Source organism: Vibrio sp. qd031 (genome assembly GCF_002100145.1).
Classification (GTDB): domain Bacteria; phylum Pseudomonadota; class Gammaproteobacteria; order Enterobacterales; family Vibrionaceae; genus Vibrio.
In genome coordinates this window covers 1-21,868 of the sequence record NZ_JXQD01000036.1, presented here as the reverse complement: position 1 = coordinate 21,868, position 21,868 = coordinate 1, and the positions used below count along the sequence as shown (strand labels likewise).

The following is a 21,868-nucleotide window of genomic DNA, read 5'->3' as shown; positions in this document are numbered from 1 at the left end:
GGAGATATTCTGGTAGTTTCAAAAATAAACGCATAAAATCCCACCAAGGCAATCGATTACCTTCGCAAAACCTAGAGTTTTAACTAAAAAGTTTAACAATTAACTGCTACATTTCACCCGTCAATTAGGCAGTTTACTTATGGAGCAAGTATGAATACCAATCTGAAACTGATCCGCACATCAGTTCTATTAGGTCTTATGGGAGTGACAGCACCCTCTATTGCCGACACGATTCACCTACGTGTCATCGAGACCACAGACATTCACGCCAATGTGATGGACTTTGACTACTACAAAGGCAAACCATCAGATAAGATTGGCCTAGTCCGTACAGCCTCTCTTGTAGAGCTCGCACGTGATGAAGTTAAAAACAGTGTGCTGGTTGATAACGGAGACCTTATCCAAGGCAGCCCTATGGGTGACTACATCGCTTCAAAAGGTATTGTAGCCGATGAAGTACACCCCGTTTACAAAGCAATGAACCTACTCAATTACGACGCAGGTAACATTGGTAACCACGAATTTAACTACGGCCTTGAGTTCTTAGCCGAGTCGCTTAACGATGCTAACTTCCCTTATGTAAGCGCCAACGTGTTAGACGCGAAAACAGGCGATTACTACTTCAAGCCTTATATCATCAAAGAGCACACTTTTGTCGATACGGATGGTAACAGCCACAAAATTAATGTCGGCTACATCGGGTTTGTTCCGCCACAAATCATGATCTGGGATAAAAAGAATCTAGAAGGCAACGTTACCGCACTGGATATCAAAGAGAGCGCTGAAAAACTTGTCCCTCAAATGAAAGCAGAAGGTGCGGACGTTATTGTGGCGATACCTCACTCTGGTGTATCTACAGACCCGTACAAAATGGGTATGGAAAACTCGTCATACTACCTATCTGAAGTTGAAGGCATCGACGCAATTGCGTTTGGTCACTCACACTCAGTGTTCCCAGGTAAAGGTTTTGATGACATTAAAGGTATCGACAACCAAAAAGGCACCATCAATGGCGTAGCAGCAGTTATGCCGGGACGTTGGGGGAGCCACCTAGGTATTATGGACCTGCAACTAGACAAAGACGGCGACGGATGGAAAGTGACGCCTGTCATGTCTGAAGCACGTCCAATCTACGACTCTGCAAACAATAAACCTGCAGTCGAAGCGCACGTAGCAATGACCAAAGCGGTGGCAGAAGACCACAAAGCAACTCAAGACTTTGTAAACCAGCCAATTGGTAAGGCTGACGACGTGATGTACAGCTTCCTTGCATTGGTTCAAGATGATCCAACGGTTCAAATTGTTAACCTTGCACAGAAAGCTTACGTAGAAACAATGATCCAAGGCGATCCTGATTTAGACGGTATTCCAGTGCTTTCTGCGGCGGCACCATTTAAAGCCGGCGGTCGTAAGAACGATCCTAGCAACTTCGTAGAAGTAGAAGCAGGACAGCTCACCTTCCGTAATGCTGCCGATCTTTATCTATACCCAAACACGCTTGTTGCATTGAAGATGACGGGTAAAGAAGTGAAAGAGTGGCTTGAGTGTTCTGCAGGTCAATTTAAGCAAATCGATGTCAATAGTTCAGAGCCTCAAAGCCTCATCGAGTGGGATGAGTTCCGTACCTATAACTTCGACGTGATTGACGGTGTTGAGTACCAAATCGACATCACTCAGCCTGCCAAGTACGATGGTAACTGTAACGTTGTTAACGCTGACTCATCGCGTATTACTGGCCTAACTTACATGGGTAAACCTGTCGACATGAGTGCTCCGTTTATTGTCGCGTCAAACAACTACCGTGCCTATGGTGGTAAGTTTGCTGGAACAGGTTCAGAATATGTCGCGTTTGACTCTCCGGATGAAAACCGTCAAGTTCTAGCAAACTATATTTCTAGCGTATCGGCAGAAAAAGGACTTGTTAAGCCTAGCGCTGATAACAACTGGTCATTTGCTAAAATTGAATCGGACACGCCGTTAGACATTCGTTTTGAAACCTCTCCAAGCGATAAAGCGTCTGCTTTCATCAAAGAGAAAGGCCAATACCCAATGACAAAAGTGGGCATGGACGATGTAGGCTTTGCCGTGTATAAAGTCGATCTTCAATAGTCGATGATAAGATAGAATGAAAGCGCGGCTTAAGCCGCGCTTTTTTATGGAGAAGACTCAATGAACAAACAGCACAACATTGAATGGCGAGCGCTGACATTTTCACAACTTAGTACCAATGAGTTGTTTGATATCATGAAGTTGCGTGTCGATGTGTTTGTGGTTGAGCAAAATTGCCCCTACCCAGAGTTGGACGCTAAAGACAAACTTGCGACCACTGTCCATCTCGCTGGTTACATAGAGGGAGAGCTCGCTCTGTATACACGTCTTCTTGATAGAAACGTCAGCTATGACGGCTGTTATAGCATTGGGAGAGTCATCGTTGCCCCCCTGTGGCGACAAGCTCGACTAGGGGATGTATTAATGCAAAAGTCGATTCACGAAATCGGTCATCGCTTAGGATCAGGTCCCATACAAATTGGTGCCCAGCATCACTTACATAAGTTTTATCAAAAGCATGGATTTGTGCAGTGCTCAGAGGTGTATGATGAGGATGGCATAGAGCACATCGATATGATTAAGACAACGTAAGTCTGTGGTGGAGATTACGGTCTTCGTTTAGGTCAACTAAACCGTGTTCGAGCTACTTACTGCGGCCAAAACCACCATCAGACAATCTAAAGAACATTACTGCTTCACTGCCCCGCTCTAGCTGCAAAATATCCAACTGGTCGTTAGCATCGAGTTTAAATCGAATCAACTGCCCTTTTCGAATACGGCTAAGAGGTTTATCAATTCCCTCGATTTTCACTAGGGCGTTTAGATCAGACACAGACAGATCATTGCTACGAAATACCTTGGCTAAGGTATCACCATCTTGAATAACATATTCAGTCCAAACTTGTTCGTTAGGCGTACTCGCGCTCACCGCTGTAGAGCCTTGCTCGCTTAAACCACGAGTATCGATGTCTAGTTCAACTCTTTGCGTTGGTGCAGGTTGTGTGGGCGTTGCCTCTGGGTCTTGCGCAGGAATAACCAATAGTACAATGAGGATCGCCGCGATGGCTGGAATTAACTTCTGATGCAGTGAAGGAAGTTCCAAGTAGCGGTGTTTTAGCGAACCCAATGCTGTTTGAACCTTCGCCTTTTGCGCGCGCCAATCAATACCTTTCAACTGATTTAACAGCTGTTTACCAGTACTTTCCTTGACCCGTTGGCGTTTTCTTCGATTCATTCATGACTCCACTTTTTGACCTCTCTAGGTTATAAACATTTAACAGCAAATTCTAGTCTATAAGTGCGATATTCCTGCCTAAAAGTCACAAATCCACGCCTTGAAAGCGTAGTGGTAGAATCTTGATTACGCTTTTAGGTGCGGGCGTTTTCAATGCGGTTAGAAACTGGTATTCTTCTCGCTTCCTTACACATATGAGAATAAACATGTCTGATGTAAAATTTGATACTGTAGAGCAAAAAGCAAGCTACGGTATTGGTCTTCAAATGGGCCAACAACTTGCAGGTTCTGGTCTAGAAGGTCTTAACGTTGACGCAATCGCTGCAGGTATCGCTACAGCACTTACTGGTGGTCAACCTGAAATCTCAGTTGATGACATCAATGCTGCACTTCAAGATCTTCACACTCGCGCTGAATCTGCACGTGCAGAGCAAGCTAAAGTAGCGGCGGCGGACGGTGAAGCTTTCCTTAAAGACAATGCACTTCGTTCAGAAGTCACTGTGCTTGAGTCTGGCCTACAGTACGAAGTGATCACAGAAGGTACGGGTGAAGTTCCGTCTGCAGACAAGCAAGTTCGCGTTCATTACCACGGTGAATTAACAGACGGCACTGTTTTCGACAGCTCTGTTTCTCGTGGTCAACCTGCTGAATTCCCGGTAACGGGCGTAATTCAAGGTTGGGTTGAAGCACTTCAACTTATGCCTGTTGGCTCTAAGTGGAAACTGTACATCCCACAAGATCTTGCCTACGGCGAGCGTGGCGCTGGTGCAGCAATCCCTCCATATGCAGCACTTGTATTTGAAGTAGAGCTTCTCGCTATCCTATAAGCAATATTGTGTACTGCAACAAACGGTGCTTAATGCGCCGTTTTTTTTCGTCTGAACATAATACCAACCAAATACTCTCGAATTTTTGACACTGTCTTTGTTTACTTTGTCTTACACTGAGTGTAGAACCGACCAATATGAAAGGACTCTCAATGAAACTCGTCAAAACTATCACTCTTAGCGCTCTTGTAGTAAGTACTCAGACTTTCGCGTTCGGCGATTTGTTAAAAAGCGACGACACCAAAGACTTGATGAATCAAGTAAGCTCCAGTGTCGGCCAAATCTCGGACTCACCGATTACAGAGCTATTGACTAGCCAATTAGATGTATCGAATGAGCAAGCAAGCTCTGGAGGCGCTGCGATGTTGGCCCTTGCCCAAAATAGCTTATCGTCAGCAAACACCAGCGAGCTCGCTTCTATGATACCTGGCCTAGAGAATATGGGAGCGGCGTCCAGCCTGTTAGGCAATATCGACTCGCTTAACGCTGTCTATGATGTATTCGAAAAACTCGGCCTAGACCCATCTATGGTGGCACAATTTGCCCCTGTCATTATGGGCTATCTATCTGACCAAGGCGCAAGCTCTGGACTTATGGATTCTCTCACTGGACTGTGGAAATAACTAAATGGGGTCAGAGTAAATCGACTCTGACCCCATATTTTAAGCAAAAAAAAACCGAACCCTAAGGTTCGGTTTTTTAGTCTAGCGAATACTGATTTTACTCAGCAGCTGCTTCTTCAGATGCTTCTGGGCGATCGACAAGCTCAATGTAAGCCATTGGAGCTTTATCGCCAGCACGGAAGCCAGCTTTTAGGATACGAGTGTAACCGCCTTGGCGGGTAGCGAAACGTGGACCTAATTCGTTAAACAGTTTTGCAACTACTTCGTTGTCACGAGTACGTGCAAATGCAAGACGACGGTTAGCAACACTGTCTGTCTTTGCTAGTGTAATCAAAGGCTCAACGACGCGACGTAGCTCTTTAGCTTTTGGCAATGTAGTCTTAATTACTTCATGACGTACAAGAGAGCTAGCCATATTGCTGAACATCGCTTTACGATGACTGCTGTTGCGGTTGAGTTGACGACCACTCTTACGATGGCGCATGACCTAATCCTTCTAACTAAGCTCGATTAATCTTCTGCAATTGACGCTGGTGGCCAGTTTTCTAGGCGCATACCTAGAGACAGTCCACGAGACGCAAGAACGTCTTTAATCTCTGTAAGAGATTTCTTACCAAGGTTTGGAGTTTTAAGTAACTCAACCTCAGTGCGCTGCACAAGATCACCGATGTAGTGAATCGCTTCTGCTTTCAAACAGTTAGCAGAGCGTACTGTTAGTTCAAGATCGTCTACAGGACGTAGTAGGATCGGATCGAACTCTGGCTTCTCTTCTTTCTCCTCAGGAACACGTACATCACGAAGATCTACGAATGCATCCAATTGCTCAGCTAGGATTGTAGCTGCGCGACGGATAGCTTCCTCTGGTTCAAGAGTACCGTTCGTTTCCATATCGATAACGAGCTTGTCCAAGTCGGTGCGTTGTTCAACACGAGCTGCTTCAACAGAGTAGGCAATTTTGTCTACTGGGCTGAAAGTCGCGTCTACAAGCAAACGACCAATAGGACGCTCATCTTCTTCAGTATGGATGCGAGCGGAAGCCGGAACATAACCACGACCACGTTCAACTTTGATACGCATAGCGATCTCAGCGTTGTCATCCGTTAGGTGACAAATAACGTGCTCTGGGTTAGCGATCTCTACATCACCATCATGGGTGATGTCACCTGCAACAACAGGGCCTGAGCCTGACTTGTTAAGTGTAATAAACACTTCATCTTTGCCTTCGGCTACTCGTACAGCCAACCCTTTAAGGTTAAGTAGGATTTCAAGAATATCTTCTTGAACGCCTTCTTTAGTGCTGTACTCGTGCAATACGCCTTCGATTTCTACTTCTGTTACTGCGCAACCTGGCATTGAAGATAGTAGAATACGGCGAAGTGCATTACCAAGAGTGTGGCCAAAACCACGCTCTAATGGCTCAAGAGTTACTTTTGCGTGTGTCGTGTTGATCTGTTCGATGTCAACAAGACGTGGCTTAAGAAATTCTGTTACAGAACCCTGCATTGTGTCCTCTCTTTAGTTTAAACCTTACTTAGAGTAAAGTTCGACGATCAGGTGTTCGTTGATGTCAGCTGACAGGTCAGAACGTTCAGGCATACGCTTGAAAGTACCTTCCATCTTGCTAGCATCTACTTCAATCCAAGTTGGTTTTTCGCGTTGATCAGCAACTTCTAGAGCTGCCTTAATACGAGCTTGCTTTTGAGCTTTCTCGCGGATAGTCACAACGTCGTTAGCCGCTACTTTGAAAGAAGGAACGTTTACAACTTTACCGTTAACTAGGATAGCTTTGTGGCTAACTAGTTGACGAGATTCAGCGCGAGTTGCACCAAAGCCCATGCGGTAAACTACGTTATCAAGACGACCTTCAAGAAGCTGAAGTAGGTTTTCACCTGTGTTGCCTTTAAGACGCGCAGCTTCTTTGTAGTAGTTACGGAATTGTTTTTCTAGAACGCCGTAAGTACGACGAACTTTTTGCTTCTCACGAAGCTGAATGCCGTATTCAGATAGACGACCGCGACGAGCGCCGTGTACACCTGGGGCATTATCAATTTTACACTTGGTATCGATCGCGCGGACACCAGACTTAAGGAATAAGTCAGTACCTTCGCGACGGCTAAGCTTCAGCTTAGGACCCAAATATCTAGCCATGTTCTTTCTCCAATATTCCTAGAAACGAAACTTAAACGCGACGTTTCTTAGGTGGACGACAACCGTTATGTGGGATCGGAGTTGCATCAACGATGTTAGTGATGCGGTATCCAGCAGCGTTTAGTGCACGGATAGTTGACTCACGACCTGGACCTGGGCCCTTAACCATAACTTCCAAGTTTTTAAGACCGTATTCTTTAGCCATTTCACCTGCGCGTTCTGCGGCAACCTGTGCTGCGAACGGAGTAGACTTACGAGAACCACGGAAACCTGAACCACCGGCAGTGGCCCACGCTAAAGCGTTGCCTTGACGGTCAGTGATGGTAACGATTGTGTTATTGAAAGATGCATGAATGTGCGCTACGCCATCAGCAACTTGCTTGCGTACGCGCTTACGAGCGCGTGTTGGTTGTTTTGCCATTGTACTTTACCCTTCCGACTATTTCTTGATCGGCTTACGCGGACCCTTACGGGTGCGAGCGTTGGTTTTAGTACGCTGTCCACGTAGAGGTAGACTGCGACGATGACGAAGACCACGGTAACAACCAAGGTCCATAAGACGCTTGATGTTCATTGATACTTCACGACGTAGATCACCTTCCACAGTGTATTTAGCTACACCATCACGCAGTTGATCGATCTGTTCTTCATTGAGTTCACTGATCTTAGTGCTTTCAGCAATACCCACTTCAGCTAAAATAGCTTGAGAGCGAGTTTTACCGATACCGAAGATCGCAGTTAGTGCGATTACGGCATGCTTATGATCAGGAATGTTAATGCCTGCTATACGGGCCACTATTCACTCCTAGTTTTTCTAAAAAGAATTTACCGCAACAAAGCCCGTAGAGGATACGTTGCGGCGTACTACTTCTTTTGCACGCAAAAGGTAGGCCGAGGAATATACTCGACCATACCTTATATTTCAAGTAAAAATTTCTGCTAATTAGCCTTGGCGTTGCTTATGCTTTGGCTCACTGCAAATCACACGCACAACACCGTTGCGCTTAATGATTTTACAGTTACGGCAGATTTTTTTAACGGAAGCACGAACTTTCATTGCTAAACTCCGTAATTGAAATCCAAAGACTACCGCCGATTAACGGCCGTAACCCTTAAGATTTGCCTTTTTCAACACAGACTCATACTGTTGTGACATCAAATGAGTCTGTACCTGTGCCATAAAGTCCATGATTACAACCACTACGATAAGCAGTGATGTACCACCGAAGTAGAACCTAACGTTCCACGCGATCATCATGAACTCTGGAATCAGACAGATAAAAGTAATATACAACGCGCCCGCTAGGGTTAAGCGTGTCATCACTTTATCAATGTATCTTGCTGTCTGTTCACCTGGGCGGATACCGGGTACGAACGCACCAGACTTCTTCAAGTTATCTGCTGTTTCACGCGGGTTGAAAACCAACGCCGTGTAGAAGAAGCAGAAAAATATAATCGCTGCAGCGTATAGCATCACATAGAGTGGTTGGCCCGGGCTCAATGCTAACGAAAGGTCGGTTAACCATCCGAAAGTACCTTCACCGTTGCCACCAAACCACTGTGCCAGAGTACCTGGGAACAGTATGATGCTCGATGCAAAGATTGCTGGAATTACACCAGCCATGTTGATTTTAAGCGGTAAGTGAGAGCTTTGTGCAGCAAACACTTTACGACCTTGTTGACGCTTGGCGTAGTTAACGACGATACGACGTTGGCCACGTTCCATGAATACAACAAAGTAGATAACCGCAAAGGAGAGAACTCCAATCAACACTAAAAGAAGTGCGTTTAGTTCGCCTTGACGCGCTTGCTCAATTGTTTGACCGATTGCCGAAGGCAAACCAGCAACAATACCTGCAAAGATAATGATAGAAATACCATTACCAATTCCACGCTCAGTAATTTGTTCACCTAACCACATCAAGAACATGGTGCCGGTTACTAAACTCACGGTAGCAAGTAGGGTAAACATGGTTTGGTTGATAACAACCAGATTATCGACCATGCTTGGTAGCCCTGTTGCGATACCTATTGCTTGGAATGTTGCAAGTACGAGCGTTCCATATCTAGTGTACTGACTGATCTTCTTACGACCAGATTCACCCTCTTTTTTGAGCTCAGCTAGAGCGGGATGAACAACAGTCAACAGTTGGACTACAATTGAAGCCGAAATATACGGCATGATGCCCAAAGCGAATATAGATGCACGCTCAAGTGCACCACCAGAGAACATGTTAAACATTTCAATGATGGTGCCTTGTTGCTGTTCGAACAAGTTGGCAAGTACATTAGCGTCAACACCAGGTAGCGGTATAAACGAACCCATACGGAACACCAATAACGCGCCAAATACGAACAAGAGACGCGCGCGGAGCTCAGCTAGGCCGCTCTTTGCACTATTAAAATCATTTCCTGGTTTCTTTGCCATCTGTACCTTTCCTTCGAAGATTAAGCTTCGATTTTGCCGCCTGCGGCTTCGATTGCAGCTTTAGCGCCTTTAGTTACGCGAAGACCTTTAACAGTCACTGCTTTAGTAATGTCACCAGAAAGTACAACTTTCGCGAACAAAACGTTCTTAGTGATTACGTTAGCAGCTTTTAGGCTGTTTAGATCTACAACGTCACCAGTTACCTTAGCTAGTTCGCTTAGACGAACTTCAGCTGACACTAGGCTCTTGCGAGAAGTGAAGCCGAACTTAGGTAGACGTTGTTTCAAAGGCATTTGACCGCCTTCAAAACCAGGACGTACGCTGCCGCCTGAACGAGACTTTTGACCTTTATGGCCACGGCCAGCGGTTTTACCCAGGCCAGAACCGATACCACGACCTACACGCTTCTTAGAAGGTTTAGAGCCAGCAGCCGGTGATAGAGTATTCAAACGCATTCTGATTACTCCTCAACTTTTACCATATAGTAAACCTTGTTGATCATTCCGCGTACTGACGGAGTATCTTCAAGTTCTACTGTATGGTTGATTTTACGAAGGCCTAGACCTTTCAAGCACAATTTGTGCTTAGGTAGGCGCCCAATTGCGCTTTTAGTTTGCGTAACTTTGATAGTTGCCATAGTCAATTACTCCGAAATAGATTCAACAGTTAGACCACGTTTAGCAGCAATCATCTCCGGAGAGTTCATACCGCTCAAACCATCAATAGTCGCACGAACTACGTTGATAGGGTTCGTTGAACCGTACGCTTTCGCTAATACGTTGTGAACACCTACAACTTCAAGTACTGCACGCATTGCACCGCCAGCGATGATACCAGTACCTTCGGCAGCTGGTTGCATGTAGACTTTAGAGCCAGTGTGACGACCTTTCACCGCGTGGTGAAGAGTGCCTTCGTTAAGCGCGATCGTAACCATGTTACGACGTGCTTTTTCCATTGCTTTTTGAATCGCAGCAGGTACTTCACGGGCTTTACCGTAACCGAAACCTACACGACCATTACCGTCACCAACTACTGTTAGTGCAGTAAAGCTAAAGATTCGACCACCTTTAACCGTTTTAGCAACACGGTTAACTGCGATTAGTTTCTCTTGCAAATCTGAAGCTTGTTGTTGTTCTTTAGCCATCGATCAACCCTACCTTAGAATTTCAGACCAGCTTCGCGAGCAGAATCTGCTAGCGCCGCTACTCGACCGTGGTATTGGAAACCAGAACGATCAAATGCAACTGATGTGATGCCCTTTTCAAGAGCACGTTCAGCAATAGCTTTACCTACCGCTTTAGCTGCGTCGATGTTACCAGTGTTCTTAACTTGCTCACGGATCGCTTTTTCTACAGTAGAAGCTGCAGCGATAACCTCAGAGCCGTTTGGTGCAATCACTTGGGCATACACGTGACTTGGAGTACGGTGTATTACTAAGCGATTAACGCGAAGTTCAGCAATCTTACGACGTGCACGCGTAGCACGACGGATGCGAGATGCTTTCTTATCCATAGTGTTACCTTACTTCTTCTTAGCTTCTTTAGTACGCACATGTTCATCTGCGTAACGAACACCTTTACCTTTGTAAGGCTCAGGCTCACGGTAAGAGCGAATATCTGCCGCAACTTGACCAACAAGTTGTTTATCACAACCAGTTAGGATGATTTCAGTTTGGCTAGGACATTCAGCTTTGATGCCTTCAGGTAGTTCATGCTCAACAGGGTGAGAGAAACCCAAAGTAAGAGCTACTGATTTGCCTTTAATGGCAGCACGGTAACCTACACCTTTAAGTACAAGCTTCTTAGTGAAGCCTTCAGTAACACCAACAACCATGTTGTTAACAAGAGCGCGAGCAGTACCTGCTTGAGCCCATGCTTTAACGACGCCTTCTTTAGGGCCGAACGTTAGGTTGTTTTCTTCCTGTGCAATCACAACAGCGTCGTTAAGTGTACGAGATAACTCGCCCTTAGCGCCCTTGATAGTGATATCTTGGCCGTTTAGTTTCACCTCTACGCCAGCTGGAATAGCGACAGGTGCTTTAGCAACACGAGACATAGTCTACTCCTATTAAGCTACGTAACAGATGATTTCACCGCCAAGGCCCGCTTTACGCGCTGCACGGTCTGACATCAGACCCTTGGAAGTAGATACCACAGCAATACCCAAACCGCCCATCACAGATGGCAGGCTGTCTTTGTTTTTGTAAACACGTAGACCTGGACGTGAAACACGTTGGATTTGCTCGATTACTGGTTTCGCTTGGAAGTACTTAAGGGTAACTTCTAGCTCTGGTTTTGCTTCGCCAGCAACAGCGAAGTCAGTGATGTAACCTTCGTTTTTCAGCAAAGTAGCGATTGCAACTTTAAGCTTTGAAGAAGGCATTTTTACAGCAACTTTGTTTGCTGCCTGACCGTTACGAATGCGGGTCAGCATATCCGAAATCGGATCTTGCATGCTCATAAACTTTACTCCAAATGATTAAGTGGCAATTACCAGCTAGCCTTACGAAGTCCAGGAATCTCGCCTTTCATGCAAGCTTCACGAACTTTGATACGACTTAGGCCGAACTTACGTAGGTAACCGTGTGGGCGACCAGTTTGGTTGCAACGGTTGCGCTGACGCGATGCACTTGAATCACGTGGAAGCTCTTGTAGTTTAAGAACAGCGTTCCAACGATCTTCTTCAGATACGTTCACATCACTGATGATGTTTTTTAGCTCACGACGCTTTTCAGCGTACTTAGCTACTAATTTTGCACGCTTATCTTCACGTGCCTTCATAGATTGTTTAGCCATAACAGTAACCCTTCACCTTACTTACGGAATGGGAAGTTAAAGGCAGCCAGCAGAGCACGGCCTTCCTCATCGGTGTTCGCAGAAGTCGTGATAGTGATATCAAGACCGCGTACACGATCAACTTTATCAAAGTCGATCTCCGGGAAGATGATTTGCTCGCGAACGCCCATGCTGTAGTTACCGCGTCCGTCAAAAGACTTAGCGCTAACACCACGGAAATCACGTACACGTGGAAGAGCGATATTAATCAGACGCTCTAGGAAATCCCACATGCGTTCGCCACGCAAGGTTACTTTACAACCGATTGGGTAGCCTTCGCGGATTTTGAAACCTGCAACAGATTTACGCGCTTTAGTGATAAGTGGCTTTTGACCAGAAATGGTCGCCATATCACTTGCTGCGTTCTCTAGAAGTTTCTTATCGTTGATTGCTTCACCTACACCCATGTTAAGGGTGATCTTTTCGATTCTAGGGACTTGCATGACGCTTGAGTAGCTGAACTCTTTGGTCAGTTCAGCAACTACAGACGACTTGTAGTAATCATGCAGTTTCGCCATAGTTGAACTCCAAATTACTTCTATTATTAGTTAGAAATGGTTTCGTTGTTAGACTTGAAGAAACGAACTTTCTTGCCATCTTCGAAACGGAAACCGATACGGTCTGCTTTACCAGTAGCCGCGTTAAAGATTGCCACGTTAGAAACGTCGATCGCTGCTTCTTGCTCAACAATGCCACCTTGGACATTTAGAGCTGGAACAGGTTTCTGGTGTTTCTTAACTAGGTTGATACCTTCAACGATAACTTTACCAGTAGTTAGAACCTTAGTTACTTTACCTTTCTTGCCTTTATCTTTACCAGCAAGAACGATTACTTCGTCATTACGACGGATTTTAGCTGCCATTTTTTTCGCTCCTTACAGTACTTCTGGTGCCAGAGAAACGATCTTCATGAATTTCGCATTACGAAGTTCACGAGTCACTGGACCAAAGATACGAGTGCCGACTGGTTGCTCAGTAGTGTCATTCAACAATACACAAGCATTACGGTCGAAGCGAATGACAGAACCGTCTGGACGACGTACGCCTTTACGGGTGCGAACTACAACCGCCTTCAGAACATCACCTTTTTTTACTTTACCGCGAGGAATTGCTTCCTTCACAGTAACTTTGATGATGTCACCGATGTGTGCATAACGACGGTGTGAGCCACCCAGAACCTTAATACACATTACCTTGCGCGCGCCAGAGTTATCTGCAGCGTCAAGTGTACTTTGCATTTGGATCATTGTTAGTGCTCCGCTAAATATTAAAAACTAGACCCTCTCGGGTCGGGCTGCCTCTTTAAAAGGGACGCGAATTGTACCACCCTTTTTTGTGATTGGGTAGACAAAAAATAAACGGCCCCTAAATTTCTCTAGAGGCCGCTTTAAGTTGTTAAAAAATAACGAAAATTAGATTTTCGCTTTTTCTACAACTTTAACCAAAGTCCAAGACTTAGTCTTAGACAGTGGACGACATTCACGAATCTCAACAGTATCGCCTAGGCCACACTCGTTGTTTTCGTCATGTGCGTGTATTTTAGTCGTGCGCTTTACGAACTTGCCGTAAATAGGGTGTTTAACCATGCGCTCGATAGCAACAACAATAGACTTATCGCCTTTGTCACTAACAACACGACCAAGTGAAGTACGGATTTTGTCGCTCATTATGCGCCTGCCTTCTCAGTCAAAACGGTTTTAACACGTGCGATATCACGACGTACAGCTTTCAAAGTATGAGTTTGCTGTAGTTGACCAGTCGCAGCTTGCATGCGCAAGTTAAACTGTTCACGTAGCAATTCAATTAGTTCTTTGTTTAGCTCTTCAACGCTTTTTTCACGTAGATCTTGTGCTTTCATCACATCACCTGCTTCGTTACAAATGTTGTTTTGATAGGCAGTTTACGCGCCGCTAGGCGGAACGCTTCACGTGCCAACTCTTCAGGTACACCGTCCATTTCGTACATAACCTTTCCAGGTTGGATTTGGGCTACCCAGTACTCAACGTTACCTTTACCCTTACCCTGACGAACTTCTAGTGGTTTCTCAGTGATCGGTTTGTCTGGAAAAATACGAATCCAGATTTGACCTTGACGTTTTACGTGACGCGTCATAGCACGACGTGCTGCTTCGATTTGACGAGCAGTGATTCGGCCACGGCCGACTGCTTTCAGACCGAAAGTACCAAAGCTTACATCGGTACCTTTAGCAAGACCACGGTTACGACCTGTTTGAACCTTACGGAACTTAGTGCGTTTAGGTTGTAGCATCTGTCGACTCCTTACTTACGGCCTTTACGCTGCTTCTTAGGCTTATCGCCTTTCGGCTCCACTGCGTTAGCAGCAGGCATACCGCCAAGAATCTCACCTTTGAAGATCCAAGTCTTAATGCCGATCACACCGTATTGGGTGTGAGCCGAAGAAGTTGCGTAATCAATGTCAGCACGTAGAGTGTGTAGAGGCACACGGCCTTCACGATACCACTCAGAACGTGCGATTTCAGCGCCGCCTAGACGACCGCTTACTTCCACTTTGATACCTTTAGCGCCTAGACGCATAGCATTTTGTACCGCGCGCTTCATAGCACGACGGAACATAACGCGACGCTCTAGTTGAGACGCGATGCTGTCACCCACAAGTTGTGCGTCCAGCTCAGGCTTACGTACTTCAGCGATGTTAATTTGCGCTGGTACACCTGCGATTTTTGCTACAGCTGTGCGTAGCTTTTCTACGTCTTCGCCTTTCTTACCGATTACAACGCCTGGACGAGCAGTGTGAATTGTCACACGGATGCTCTTCGCAGGACGCTCGATAACGATACGTGAAAGAGAGGCTTTAGCTAGTTCCTTAGTAAGGAACTGACGTACCTTGAAGTCGCCGTCTAGGTTGTCAGCGAATTCTTTGGTATTAGCAAACCATGTAGCATTCCACGGCTTGACAATGCCAAGACGGATGCCATTTGGATGTACTTTCTGACCCATTGCTTAATCTCCTAGTCTTTTAGCGGTCTGCAACAACAACAGTGATGTGGCAAGAACGCTTCAAGATACGGTCCGCACGGCCTTTAGCACGAGGCATAATACGCTTCATGATAGGGCCCTCATCTACGAAGATCTTGGCGACATTTAAGTCGTCAATATCCGCACCTTCGTTGTGTTCCGCGTTAGCGATTGCTGATTCAAGAACTTTCTTCACTAATTCAGCAGCTTTTTTGTTGCTGAAAGTTAGAAGTTCTAGAGCTTGATCTACGTTTTTGCCGCGGATCTGATCTGCAACTAAGCGAGCTTTCTGTGGAGAAATACGAGCAAAGTTATGTTTAGCGATAGCTTCCATCATCTACTCCTTATTTCTTCTTAGCTTTCTTATCTGCAGCATGGCCGCGATAAGTACGAGTTGGTGCGAATTCGCCCAGTTTGTGACCGATCATTTCATCGGTTACGAATACTGGTACGTGTTGACGGCCGTTATGGACAGCGATAGTCAACCCAATCATTGATGGGATGATCATTGAACGACGAGACCAAGTTTTAATTGGTTTTTTCTCACCGTTCTCTACCGCTTTCTCTACCTTCTTCAGCAAGTGCAGGTCAATAAAAGGACCTTTCTTGAGAGAACGTGGCATGGCGATTCCTCTTTATAGATTACTTGTTACGACGACGTACGATGTACTTGTCAGTGCGCTTGTTCTTACGAGTCTTAAAGCCTTTAGTAGGCTGACCCCAAGGAGATACTGGGTGACGGCCACCAGAAGTACGACCTTCACCACCACCGTGTGGGTGGTCTACTGGGTTCATTACTACACCACGTACGGTTGGACGTACGCCGCGCCAGCGTGAAGCACCAGCTTTACCTAGTTCACGTAGCATGTGCTCAGCATTACCTACTTCACCGATAGTTGCACGGCCTTCAGATAGTACTTTGCGCATTTCGCCTGAACGTAGGCGTACAGTAACATAAGCACCGTCGCGAGCGACGATTTGTGCGTATGCACCTGCAGAACGAGCAATTTGTGCACCTTTCCCAGGCTTAAGTTCAACACAGTGAACTGTAGAACCTACAGGGATGTTACGCATTGGAAGTGTGTTACCAGCTTTAATCGGTGCATCAACACCAGATTGAATTTGGTCACCAGCAGCAATGCCTTTAGGTGCGATGATGTAGCGACGCTCGCCGTCTGCGTACAGAACTAGAGCGATGTTTGCGCTACGGTTTGGATCGTATTCAAGACGCTCAACTTTCGCTGGGATACCGTCTTTGTTACGTTTAAAGTCGATCAAACGGTAGTGATGCTTGTGACCACCGCCGATATGACGAACTGTAATACGACCGTTGTTGTTACGACCACCGTTCTTAGAGTTTTTCTCTAGAAGTGGAGCGTAAGGCTTACCTTTGTGAAGGTCAGCGTTAACAACTTTAACTACGTGACGACGACCAGGGGAAGTCGGCTTACATTTAACAATAGCCATTTTTTAACTACTCCTGTTATTCCGCACCGCCAACGAAGTCAAGATCTTGACCTTCTTTCAAGATAACGTACGCTTTTTTAACGTCGCTGCGGCGACCTTGGCGTAGACCTTGACGTTTGGTCTTACCCTTAGTGATAAGAGTATTTACAGACTTAACTTCAACTTCAAATAGCTTTTCTACTGCTGCTTTGATCTCTTTCTTAGTTGCATCGATAGCTACTTTGAAAACGATAGTGTTCGCTTTCTCAGCAGTCATGGTTGCTTTTTCAGAGATAAGAGGAGCACGTAGTACTTTTAGTAGACGCTCTTCAGTGATCATGCCAGCATCTCCTCAACTTGCTTAACTGCATCAGCAGTCATTACTACTTTGTCAAACGCAATTAGCGAAACTGGGTCAATACCAGCAACGTCACGTGCATCAACTTTGTATAGGTTGCGAGCAGCTAGGAATAGATTCTCATCTACTTCACTAGTCACGATAAGAGCATCAGTTAGCTCAAGCTCTTTCAGCTTAGCTACAAGCTCTTTAGTTTTCGGCGCTTCAACTGAGAAGTTGTCTACAACAACTAGACGCTCTTGACGAACGAGCTCAGAAAGAATGCTGCGCATTGCACCACGGTACATTTTTTTGTTTACTTTTTGGCTGTGATCTTGAGGTTTCGCAGCAAAAGTAACACCACCCGAGCGCCAGATAGGGCTACGGATTGTACCAGCACGAGCGCGGCCAGTGCCTTTTTGACGCCAAGGTTTAGCGCCGCCACCAGATACTTCAGAACGAGTTTTTTGAGCACGAGTACCTTGACGAGCACCTGCTGCATATGCAACAACTACTTGGTGTACAAGTGATTCGTTAAACTCACGTCCGAAAGTAGTCTCGGAAACAGTTAGTGCATCAGCACCTTTAACCATTAGTTCCATTACTTACTCCTAGACGTTATGCTTTAACAGCTGGTTTAACAACTACGTTGCCGCCAACTGCGCCTGGTACTGCACCTTTAATAAGAAGCAGATTACGCTCAGCGTCAACACGTACGATCTCAAGGTTTTGAGTCGTAACACGCTCAGCACCCATGTGACCAGCCATTTTCTTGCCTTTAAATACGCGACCTGGAGTTTGACATTGGCCAATTGAACCCGGTGCACGGTGAGACAAGGAGTTACCGTGAGTCATATCTTGAGTAGAGAAGTTCCAACGCTTAACAGCGCCTTGGAAGCCTTTACCTTTAGATGTACCAGTAACGTCTACTTTTTTAATTTCGTTGAAAAGTTCTACGTTTAGCTCAGCGCCAACTTCAAACTCTTCGCCGTTTTCCAAACGGAATTCCCAAAGACCGCGACCTGCTTCAACACCTGCTTTCGCAAAGTGGCCAGCTTCTGGCTTAGAAACACGGCTAGCTTTCTTAGCTCCCGAAGTAACTTGGATTGCAGCGTAGCCATCTTGCTCAAGTGTACGTACTTGAGTAACACGGTTTTGTTCTACTTCTACAACAGTTACTGGGATAGAAACGCCTTCTTCGGTAAATACGCGGGTCATACCCACTTTACGTCCGACTAGACCAATCATTATTCTAATCTCCCTTAACCTAGGCTGATTTGAACATCAACACCAGCTGCAAGGTCTAGACGCATAAGTGCATCAACAGTCTTGTCAGTTGGCTCTACGATGTCGATCAAACGCTTGTGAGTACGAATCTCGTACTGGTCACGCGCGTCTTTGTTTACGTGAGGAGAGATAAGAACAGTGAAACGTTCTTTACGAGTAGGTAGTGGGATAGGACCACGAACCTGCGCGCCGGTACGCTTAGCTGTTTCAACGATTTCCGCAGTTGAAGCATCGATTAGTTTATAATCGAAAGCTTTAAGGCGGATACGAATACGTTGGTTCTGCATGAGACAGAGCTCCAAATTAATTAAATTACACAAACAATATCGCCACTCCGACTCGTTAATACGAGAGAATGTGCGATTGATTCATGTGAAACCGTTGTCTCCAAGATTAGGAGACTTGTCAGCTAAAAGTGATTAGCTAGCTTGCTGGTTGACTCTGTCTTACGACGGTGTCCCCGACAAGTACTAAATTTTATTAACTGCGAACATAAGCTGAGTATACATTACCTATGGGTTTTCAATGACGGATATCCGCTTTGAAAACCGAGCTCCTCAGTGCCCATTGGTTCACAACTGGCTAGGCCAGTGCGCGGTATTATACAGATCACAAAAGTGGATGCAAGGGGTGGTGGAATATTAGACGCTAATTAATCCAATCTATTGCATCCACCGTTCTAATACACGTGCTCGCCTGTTCGTAATTGTTATAGTGTCGCCTTTTCGACTTGAGCTTGCTTCGATAAAGCAATTATTCGCTTGGCGTTAGTATCCCAAATAAGTTGCTTGCTAGAAATAGTCTTCGTTGCAGCGACCGATATTCGCGAAATGAGTTCTGGGGATTCTATCAATCGCTTGACGCAAAGCGCACATTCTTCAGCTGAATCAGGATTAAACAACAACGCGTTATGTTCGTGGCTAAGAAGCTCTTCAATATTGGGTTGAGCAGGCGCGACAATCGCAAGTCCCATCGCTAGGTATTCAATCAACTTGAGCGGCGACGCATATGGCACTACAGCGGGTTGTATAGCAATATCAATCTGACTCAGGTAGTACGGCATTCTGTCTCGTTCGACCAAACCCGTTATCTCAATTTGATGAGATACGTTCAACTGCTGTGCCAATTTTTTAATTGACTCTATTGCTGGACCATCACCAACGATCAGCAATTTGAGCTTTTGATCATTACTATTCGCAATAAGCTCAACCAAATACTCAAGTTTATGCCACTCCCTAACAAACCCGACAAAGCCGATAGTAATCGTCTCTTTAGCATCAATTTCCTGCACGTCATCTTTAGGTGTAAATAAATTCTGATCAATTCCATTGTGGATCACTTCAATACGATCAGAGCTGACCCCATACGCTTCGACTACTTTGGCTAACACCTCTGTGACCGGTAACACTACACTTGCATTATTCCAAGTGTAAGATTGAGTCCAACGTGCTAGTGGCTTAAGCGCAATAGAGTTGAAGCGAGATCGCTCCTCAAATAATGGCGCATTCACCTCTAGAAGTATTGGGATGTTAAATAGCTTCGAAGCCCAAATGCCCGCGGGTAAATACAGGTTGTAACGTTCATATATCACGTCTGGCTTAAACTGAACGATCGCTATCGACAATTTGAAGAACGCCCAAAAACTGTAAAAAAATTCAAGAACTTCGTACAAGGCGCACGGTAATAAGGATTTGAGTTTAGAAACAAAACCGCCATCACCACCAAAGGATTGATTATCAGCAACACTAGGAGAGACTATCTTCAATTGGCAGCCTAGGGCGACGAGTGAACGAGTAATAGCTTCAACGTGGACGAATTGGCCATCTTTTGACGCTATGCGGTGGTGATATAAAACCTTCATTGTTGCTCCCAAAGCTCTGTGGGTATGTGAGGCATTACTATTTGCTTAATAGCCTCTATCTCTTGTGGCTGCATTTGACTATTCCACGCTTCCGACGCGACTTTAGGGTATTTTGGGGTTGAATAGTATGATTCGGAGTGATTCGTCGTCGTTTGGTGAAGATACTGTTGAGTTTGCTCATCAAAGTCTAAACCGGCAAATTCTAACAGTTGCCGTAGAGCGTCTTTTGGTTGATTACAAAACTGATGATGGTAGAACACTTTACCGTTCTCTTTGCTATCGTGCTCTTGTAACTGCGTATAGTAGATTAGCCAAGGCCAGGCTAATCTTTGGACAGGAGTCACCTGATGCAACGTCTCAACGGTCAGGCCCTGAGAATGAGCAAATGTGCTCTGTAATAGTTTTTCAAACAACCCCCAGTTTTTATATATGGGGGTAGAAGAGCTGAGTTGTTTCTGCGCCTCACCTTTTAACTCGGAATTAATAACCGCACAAGGATGTCTCACCAAAGCAGCAATCTTCATCTGATAATCCGCTTGTGAAAATGCACTAACCCTCCCAGCAGATTCAATTGATTTCCATACTGTCACATGTCCATGTGGAGGTCGTAAAAAACGAATACTCGCATGTTTTAGGTCAAACACTCTGGCCCAGAGTTTAGCGAAAGTAACCAACGCTCGATTAAAGTTTAGATCAAATAACGACAAATAACTCTTAGGGAAGAGAGGTAGTCGCCCTTTGACCTTTAAACTATTACTGTGTTCGATAGTTCTTAAGAACAAGGCAACTTTATCTTTATATTGTTCGGCGTCAGCGCTCTCAACTATCTGAGGAATCGACAACCAGCTCTCGCTGTCAGGTTCGTATACGTAGTAGGTTTTCGGATGACTATCCAATAGCTTTGCCACCCAAGTTGTTACTGAACGCGGCATTCCAATTAAAGCAATCATGCCTCTCCCTTTCGAATAATAATTTGAGTTTTCGTCAATGGCGAAATTGGTACTCAACTAAATTCAAATATAAGAGTAGCAGTTCACTAGTCAAAGTCCGAAGCTGAGAATTAGTGTCGATACTCATTGCTGAGACAGGAAGTTGATGGAAAGAGTGACGTGTTGCGATAAGAATAATAGTAGGGATAGCCAACATTTGTTGTTTATGAAGCATAGCCCTTAATCGACGTTCAAAAATATTACGATTAGGAATAAAAAAGGGAAGCCGAAGCTTCCCTTATAATGTTTTGCAGATTTTAACTAAATATTAGTCAAAGATCTTAGCAACAACACCAGCACCTACAGTACGGCCACCTTCACGGATAGCGAAACGTAGACCTTCGTCCATTGCGATTGGAGCGATTAGCTCAACTTGCATTTGGATGTTGTCACCAGGCATTACCATTTCTACGCCTTCTGGTAGAGAGATATCACCAGTTACGTCAGTTGTACGGAAGTAGAACTGTGGACGGTAGCCTTTGAAGAACGGAGTATGACGGCCGCCTTCGTCTTTAGACAGTACGTATACTTCAGACTCGAACTTAGTGTGTGGGTTGATTGAGCCAGGAGCTGCAAGAACTTGACCACGTTCAACGTCTTCACGCTTAGTACCACGTAGAAGTGCACCAACGTTCTCACCAGCACGACCTTCGTCAAGCAGCTTACGGAACATTTCAACACCAGTACAAGTAGTCGTTGTAGTATCTTTGATACCTACGATTTCTACTTCGTCACCTACGTTTAGGATACCGCGCTCGATACGACCAGTTACTACAGTACCACGGCCTTGGATAGAGAATACGTCTTCGA

The 21,868-nt window shown here is 45.3% G+C and carries 36 protein-coding genes; 4 read left to right on the top strand and 32 right to left on the bottom strand.

The annotated features are described in order from the left end of the window. Nucleotides 1-150 precede the first annotated feature (150 nt). Together ST37_RS18455 and ST37_RS18450 are read left to right on the top strand one after the other, a co-directional pair. Complete coding sequence (locus tag ST37_RS18455) at nt 151-2,109, top strand: bifunctional 2',3'-cyclic-nucleotide 2'-phosphodiesterase/3'-nucleotidase (RefSeq protein WP_084889011.1); 1,959 nt, start codon at nt 151-153, stop codon at nt 2,107-2,109. A 60-nt stretch (nt 2,110-2,169) separates the two neighbouring features. Then, nucleotides 2,170-2,640, top strand: coding sequence for a GNAT family N-acetyltransferase (locus tag ST37_RS18450; RefSeq protein WP_084889010.1), 471 nt, complete (start codon nt 2,170-2,172; stop codon nt 2,638-2,640). A 52-nt stretch (nt 2,641-2,692) separates the two neighbouring features. Here ST37_RS18450 and ST37_RS18445 read toward each other — a convergent pair whose 3' ends face one another. Then, on the bottom strand, nt 2,693-3,283 hold the full coding sequence (locus ST37_RS18445; RefSeq protein ID WP_084889009.1) for a LysM-like peptidoglycan-binding domain-containing protein: 591 nt from the start codon (nt 3,281-3,283) through the stop codon (nt 2,693-2,695). A gap of 206 nt (nt 3,284-3,489) precedes the next feature. Here ST37_RS18445 and ST37_RS18440 point away from each other — a divergent pair, with 206 nt between their 5' ends. Together ST37_RS18440 and ST37_RS18435 are read left to right on the top strand one after the other, a co-directional pair. Further along, a complete protein-coding gene (locus ST37_RS18440) occupies nt 3,490-4,110 on the top strand; it encodes an FKBP-type peptidyl-prolyl cis-trans isomerase (protein WP_084889008.1) in 621 nt (206 codons plus the stop codon). Nucleotides 4,111-4,262: 152 nt separating this feature from the next. Next, a complete protein-coding gene (locus ST37_RS18435) occupies nt 4,263-4,733 on the top strand; it encodes a DUF2780 domain-containing protein (RefSeq protein ID WP_084889007.1) in 471 nt (156 codons plus the stop codon). Nucleotides 4,734-4,830: 97 nt separating this feature from the next. On the opposite strand, the gene rplQ is transcribed toward ST37_RS18435, so the two are convergent. From rplQ to ST37_RS18280, 31 genes are all read right to left on the bottom strand, one after another. After that, nucleotides 4,831-5,217 carry a 50S ribosomal protein L17 gene (gene rplQ / locus ST37_RS18430; RefSeq protein WP_084889006.1) on the bottom strand — a complete coding sequence of 129 codons (387 nt, stop codon included), beginning with the start codon at nt 5,215-5,217 and terminating at the stop codon, nt 4,831-4,833. 26 nt (nt 5,218-5,243) lie between these two features. Then, the gene (gene rpoA / locus ST37_RS18425) at nt 5,244-6,236 is read right to left on the bottom strand and encodes a DNA-directed RNA polymerase subunit alpha (protein ID WP_084889005.1); all 993 of its coding nucleotides are present in this window, start codon (nt 6,234-6,236) and stop codon (nt 5,244-5,246) included. A 24-nt stretch (nt 6,237-6,260) separates the two neighbouring features. Next, the gene (rpsD, locus tag ST37_RS18420) at nt 6,261-6,881 is read right to left on the bottom strand and encodes a 30S ribosomal protein S4 (RefSeq protein WP_084889004.1); all 621 of its coding nucleotides are present in this window, start codon (nt 6,879-6,881) and stop codon (nt 6,261-6,263) included. A 31-nt stretch (nt 6,882-6,912) separates the two neighbouring features. Further along, entirely contained in the window at nt 6,913-7,302 is a 390-nt protein-coding gene (gene rpsK, locus ST37_RS18415) for a 30S ribosomal protein S11 (protein ID WP_004398450.1), read from the bottom strand. Between the two features lie 18 nt (nt 7,303-7,320). After that, the gene (rpsM, locus tag ST37_RS18410; RefSeq protein ID WP_084889003.1) at nt 7,321-7,677 is read right to left on the bottom strand and encodes a 30S ribosomal protein S13; all 357 of its coding nucleotides are present in this window, start codon (nt 7,675-7,677) and stop codon (nt 7,321-7,323) included. 147 nt (nt 7,678-7,824) lie between these two features. Continuing rightward, nucleotides 7,825-7,938, bottom strand: a complete 114-nt coding sequence (gene rpmJ / locus ST37_RS18405; RefSeq protein WP_039969906.1) for a 50S ribosomal protein L36 — start codon at nt 7,936-7,938, stop codon at nt 7,825-7,827. A 39-nt stretch (nt 7,939-7,977) separates the two neighbouring features. After that, nucleotides 7,978-9,309, bottom strand: a complete 1,332-nt coding sequence (gene secY, locus ST37_RS18400) for a preprotein translocase subunit SecY (RefSeq protein WP_084889002.1) — start codon at nt 9,307-9,309, stop codon at nt 7,978-7,980. 20 nt (nt 9,310-9,329) lie between these two features. Further along, the gene (gene rplO, locus ST37_RS18395; RefSeq protein WP_084889001.1) at nt 9,330-9,764 is read right to left on the bottom strand and encodes a 50S ribosomal protein L15; all 435 of its coding nucleotides are present in this window, start codon (nt 9,762-9,764) and stop codon (nt 9,330-9,332) included. A gap of 5 nt (nt 9,765-9,769) precedes the next feature. Beyond that, nucleotides 9,770-9,946: a 50S ribosomal protein L30 gene (gene rpmD / locus ST37_RS18390; protein WP_084889000.1), complete on the bottom strand. Its 177-nt coding sequence runs from the start codon at nt 9,944-9,946 to the stop codon at nt 9,770-9,772. Nucleotides 9,947-9,952: 6 nt separating this feature from the next. After that, complete coding sequence (gene rpsE, locus ST37_RS18385; RefSeq protein WP_084888999.1) at nt 9,953-10,453, bottom strand: 30S ribosomal protein S5; 501 nt, start codon at nt 10,451-10,453, stop codon at nt 9,953-9,955. A 14-nt stretch (nt 10,454-10,467) separates the two neighbouring features. After that, nucleotides 10,468-10,821: a 50S ribosomal protein L18 gene (gene rplR / locus ST37_RS18380; RefSeq protein WP_084888998.1), complete on the bottom strand. Its 354-nt coding sequence runs from the start codon at nt 10,819-10,821 to the stop codon at nt 10,468-10,470. Nucleotides 10,822-10,830: 9 nt separating this feature from the next. Next, complete coding sequence (gene rplF / locus ST37_RS18375; protein ID WP_084888997.1) at nt 10,831-11,364, bottom strand: 50S ribosomal protein L6; 534 nt, start codon at nt 11,362-11,364, stop codon at nt 10,831-10,833. Between the two features lie 12 nt (nt 11,365-11,376). Continuing rightward, the gene (gene rpsH, locus ST37_RS18370) at nt 11,377-11,769 is read right to left on the bottom strand and encodes a 30S ribosomal protein S8 (RefSeq protein WP_084888996.1); all 393 of its coding nucleotides are present in this window, start codon (nt 11,767-11,769) and stop codon (nt 11,377-11,379) included. Between the two features lie 29 nt (nt 11,770-11,798). Further along, entirely contained in the window at nt 11,799-12,104 is a 306-nt protein-coding gene (gene rpsN, locus ST37_RS18365; RefSeq protein WP_084888995.1) for a 30S ribosomal protein S14, read from the bottom strand. A gap of 17 nt (nt 12,105-12,121) precedes the next feature. Beyond that, nucleotides 12,122-12,661 (bottom strand): 50S ribosomal protein L5, encoded by a 540-nt coding sequence (gene rplE / locus ST37_RS18360; protein ID WP_084888994.1) that lies wholly within the window; start codon nt 12,659-12,661, stop codon nt 12,122-12,124. A 26-nt stretch (nt 12,662-12,687) separates the two neighbouring features. Beyond that, nucleotides 12,688-13,005, bottom strand: coding sequence for a 50S ribosomal protein L24 (gene rplX, locus ST37_RS18355; RefSeq protein ID WP_084888993.1), 318 nt, complete (start codon nt 13,003-13,005; stop codon nt 12,688-12,690). 12 nt (nt 13,006-13,017) lie between these two features. Continuing rightward, nucleotides 13,018-13,389 (bottom strand): 50S ribosomal protein L14, encoded by a 372-nt coding sequence (gene rplN / locus ST37_RS18350; RefSeq protein WP_006075569.1) that lies wholly within the window; start codon nt 13,387-13,389, stop codon nt 13,018-13,020. Between the two features lie 165 nt (nt 13,390-13,554). Next, nucleotides 13,555-13,809, bottom strand: a complete 255-nt coding sequence (gene rpsQ / locus ST37_RS18345; RefSeq protein WP_084888992.1) for a 30S ribosomal protein S17 — start codon at nt 13,807-13,809, stop codon at nt 13,555-13,557. Next, nucleotides 13,809-14,000 carry a 50S ribosomal protein L29 gene (gene rpmC, locus ST37_RS18340; RefSeq protein WP_084888991.1) on the bottom strand — a complete coding sequence of 64 codons (192 nt, stop codon included), beginning with the start codon at nt 13,998-14,000 and terminating at the stop codon, nt 13,809-13,811. Before rpmC ends, rpsQ begins: the two co-directional genes overlap by 1 nt. After that, nucleotides 14,000-14,410 carry a 50S ribosomal protein L16 gene (rplP, locus tag ST37_RS18335; protein WP_084888990.1) on the bottom strand — a complete coding sequence of 137 codons (411 nt, stop codon included), beginning with the start codon at nt 14,408-14,410 and terminating at the stop codon, nt 14,000-14,002. Before rplP ends, rpmC begins: the two co-directional genes overlap by 1 nt. Before the next feature lie 11 nt (nt 14,411-14,421). Continuing rightward, nucleotides 14,422-15,120, bottom strand: coding sequence for a 30S ribosomal protein S3 (gene rpsC, locus ST37_RS18330; protein ID WP_084888989.1), 699 nt, complete (start codon nt 15,118-15,120; stop codon nt 14,422-14,424). A 19-nt stretch (nt 15,121-15,139) separates the two neighbouring features. Beyond that, nucleotides 15,140-15,472 carry a 50S ribosomal protein L22 gene (gene rplV / locus ST37_RS18325; RefSeq protein ID WP_084888988.1) on the bottom strand — a complete coding sequence of 111 codons (333 nt, stop codon included), beginning with the start codon at nt 15,470-15,472 and terminating at the stop codon, nt 15,140-15,142. Nucleotides 15,473-15,482: 10 nt separating this feature from the next. After that, the gene (rpsS, locus tag ST37_RS18320) at nt 15,483-15,761 is read right to left on the bottom strand and encodes a 30S ribosomal protein S19 (RefSeq protein ID WP_084888987.1); all 279 of its coding nucleotides are present in this window, start codon (nt 15,759-15,761) and stop codon (nt 15,483-15,485) included. 19 nt (nt 15,762-15,780) lie between these two features. Then, a complete protein-coding gene (rplB, locus tag ST37_RS18315) occupies nt 15,781-16,605 on the bottom strand; it encodes a 50S ribosomal protein L2 (protein ID WP_084888986.1) in 825 nt (274 codons plus the stop codon). Between the two features lie 16 nt (nt 16,606-16,621). Further along, nucleotides 16,622-16,924, bottom strand: a complete 303-nt coding sequence (gene rplW, locus ST37_RS18310; RefSeq protein ID WP_084888985.1) for a 50S ribosomal protein L23 — start codon at nt 16,922-16,924, stop codon at nt 16,622-16,624. Further along, nucleotides 16,921-17,523: a 50S ribosomal protein L4 gene (gene rplD / locus ST37_RS18305; RefSeq protein WP_084888984.1), complete on the bottom strand. Its 603-nt coding sequence runs from the start codon at nt 17,521-17,523 to the stop codon at nt 16,921-16,923. Before rplD ends, rplW begins: the two co-directional genes overlap by 4 nt. A 16-nt stretch (nt 17,524-17,539) precedes the next feature. After that, entirely contained in the window at nt 17,540-18,169 is a 630-nt protein-coding gene (gene rplC, locus ST37_RS18300) for a 50S ribosomal protein L3 (RefSeq protein WP_084888983.1), read from the bottom strand. Nucleotides 18,170-18,183: 14 nt separating this feature from the next. Beyond that, entirely contained in the window at nt 18,184-18,495 is a 312-nt protein-coding gene (gene rpsJ / locus ST37_RS18295) for a 30S ribosomal protein S10 (protein WP_001181007.1), read from the bottom strand. Between the two features lie 422 nt (nt 18,496-18,917). Then, nucleotides 18,918-20,069: a glycosyltransferase family 4 protein gene (locus ST37_RS18290; RefSeq protein ID WP_084888982.1), complete on the bottom strand. Its 1,152-nt coding sequence runs from the start codon at nt 20,067-20,069 to the stop codon at nt 18,918-18,920. Beyond that, nucleotides 20,066-21,019 carry a sulfotransferase gene (locus ST37_RS18285; RefSeq protein WP_084888981.1) on the bottom strand — a complete coding sequence of 318 codons (954 nt, stop codon included), beginning with the start codon at nt 21,017-21,019 and terminating at the stop codon, nt 20,066-20,068. The genes ST37_RS18290 and ST37_RS18285 overlap by 4 nt, the downstream gene beginning before the upstream one ends. 307 nt (nt 21,020-21,326) lie before the next feature. Next, nucleotides 21,327-21,868, bottom strand: a 542-nt coding sequence (locus ST37_RS18280; protein ID WP_242426360.1) for an EF-Tu/IF-2/RF-3 family GTPase, incomplete at its 5' end; no start/stop codon positions are given.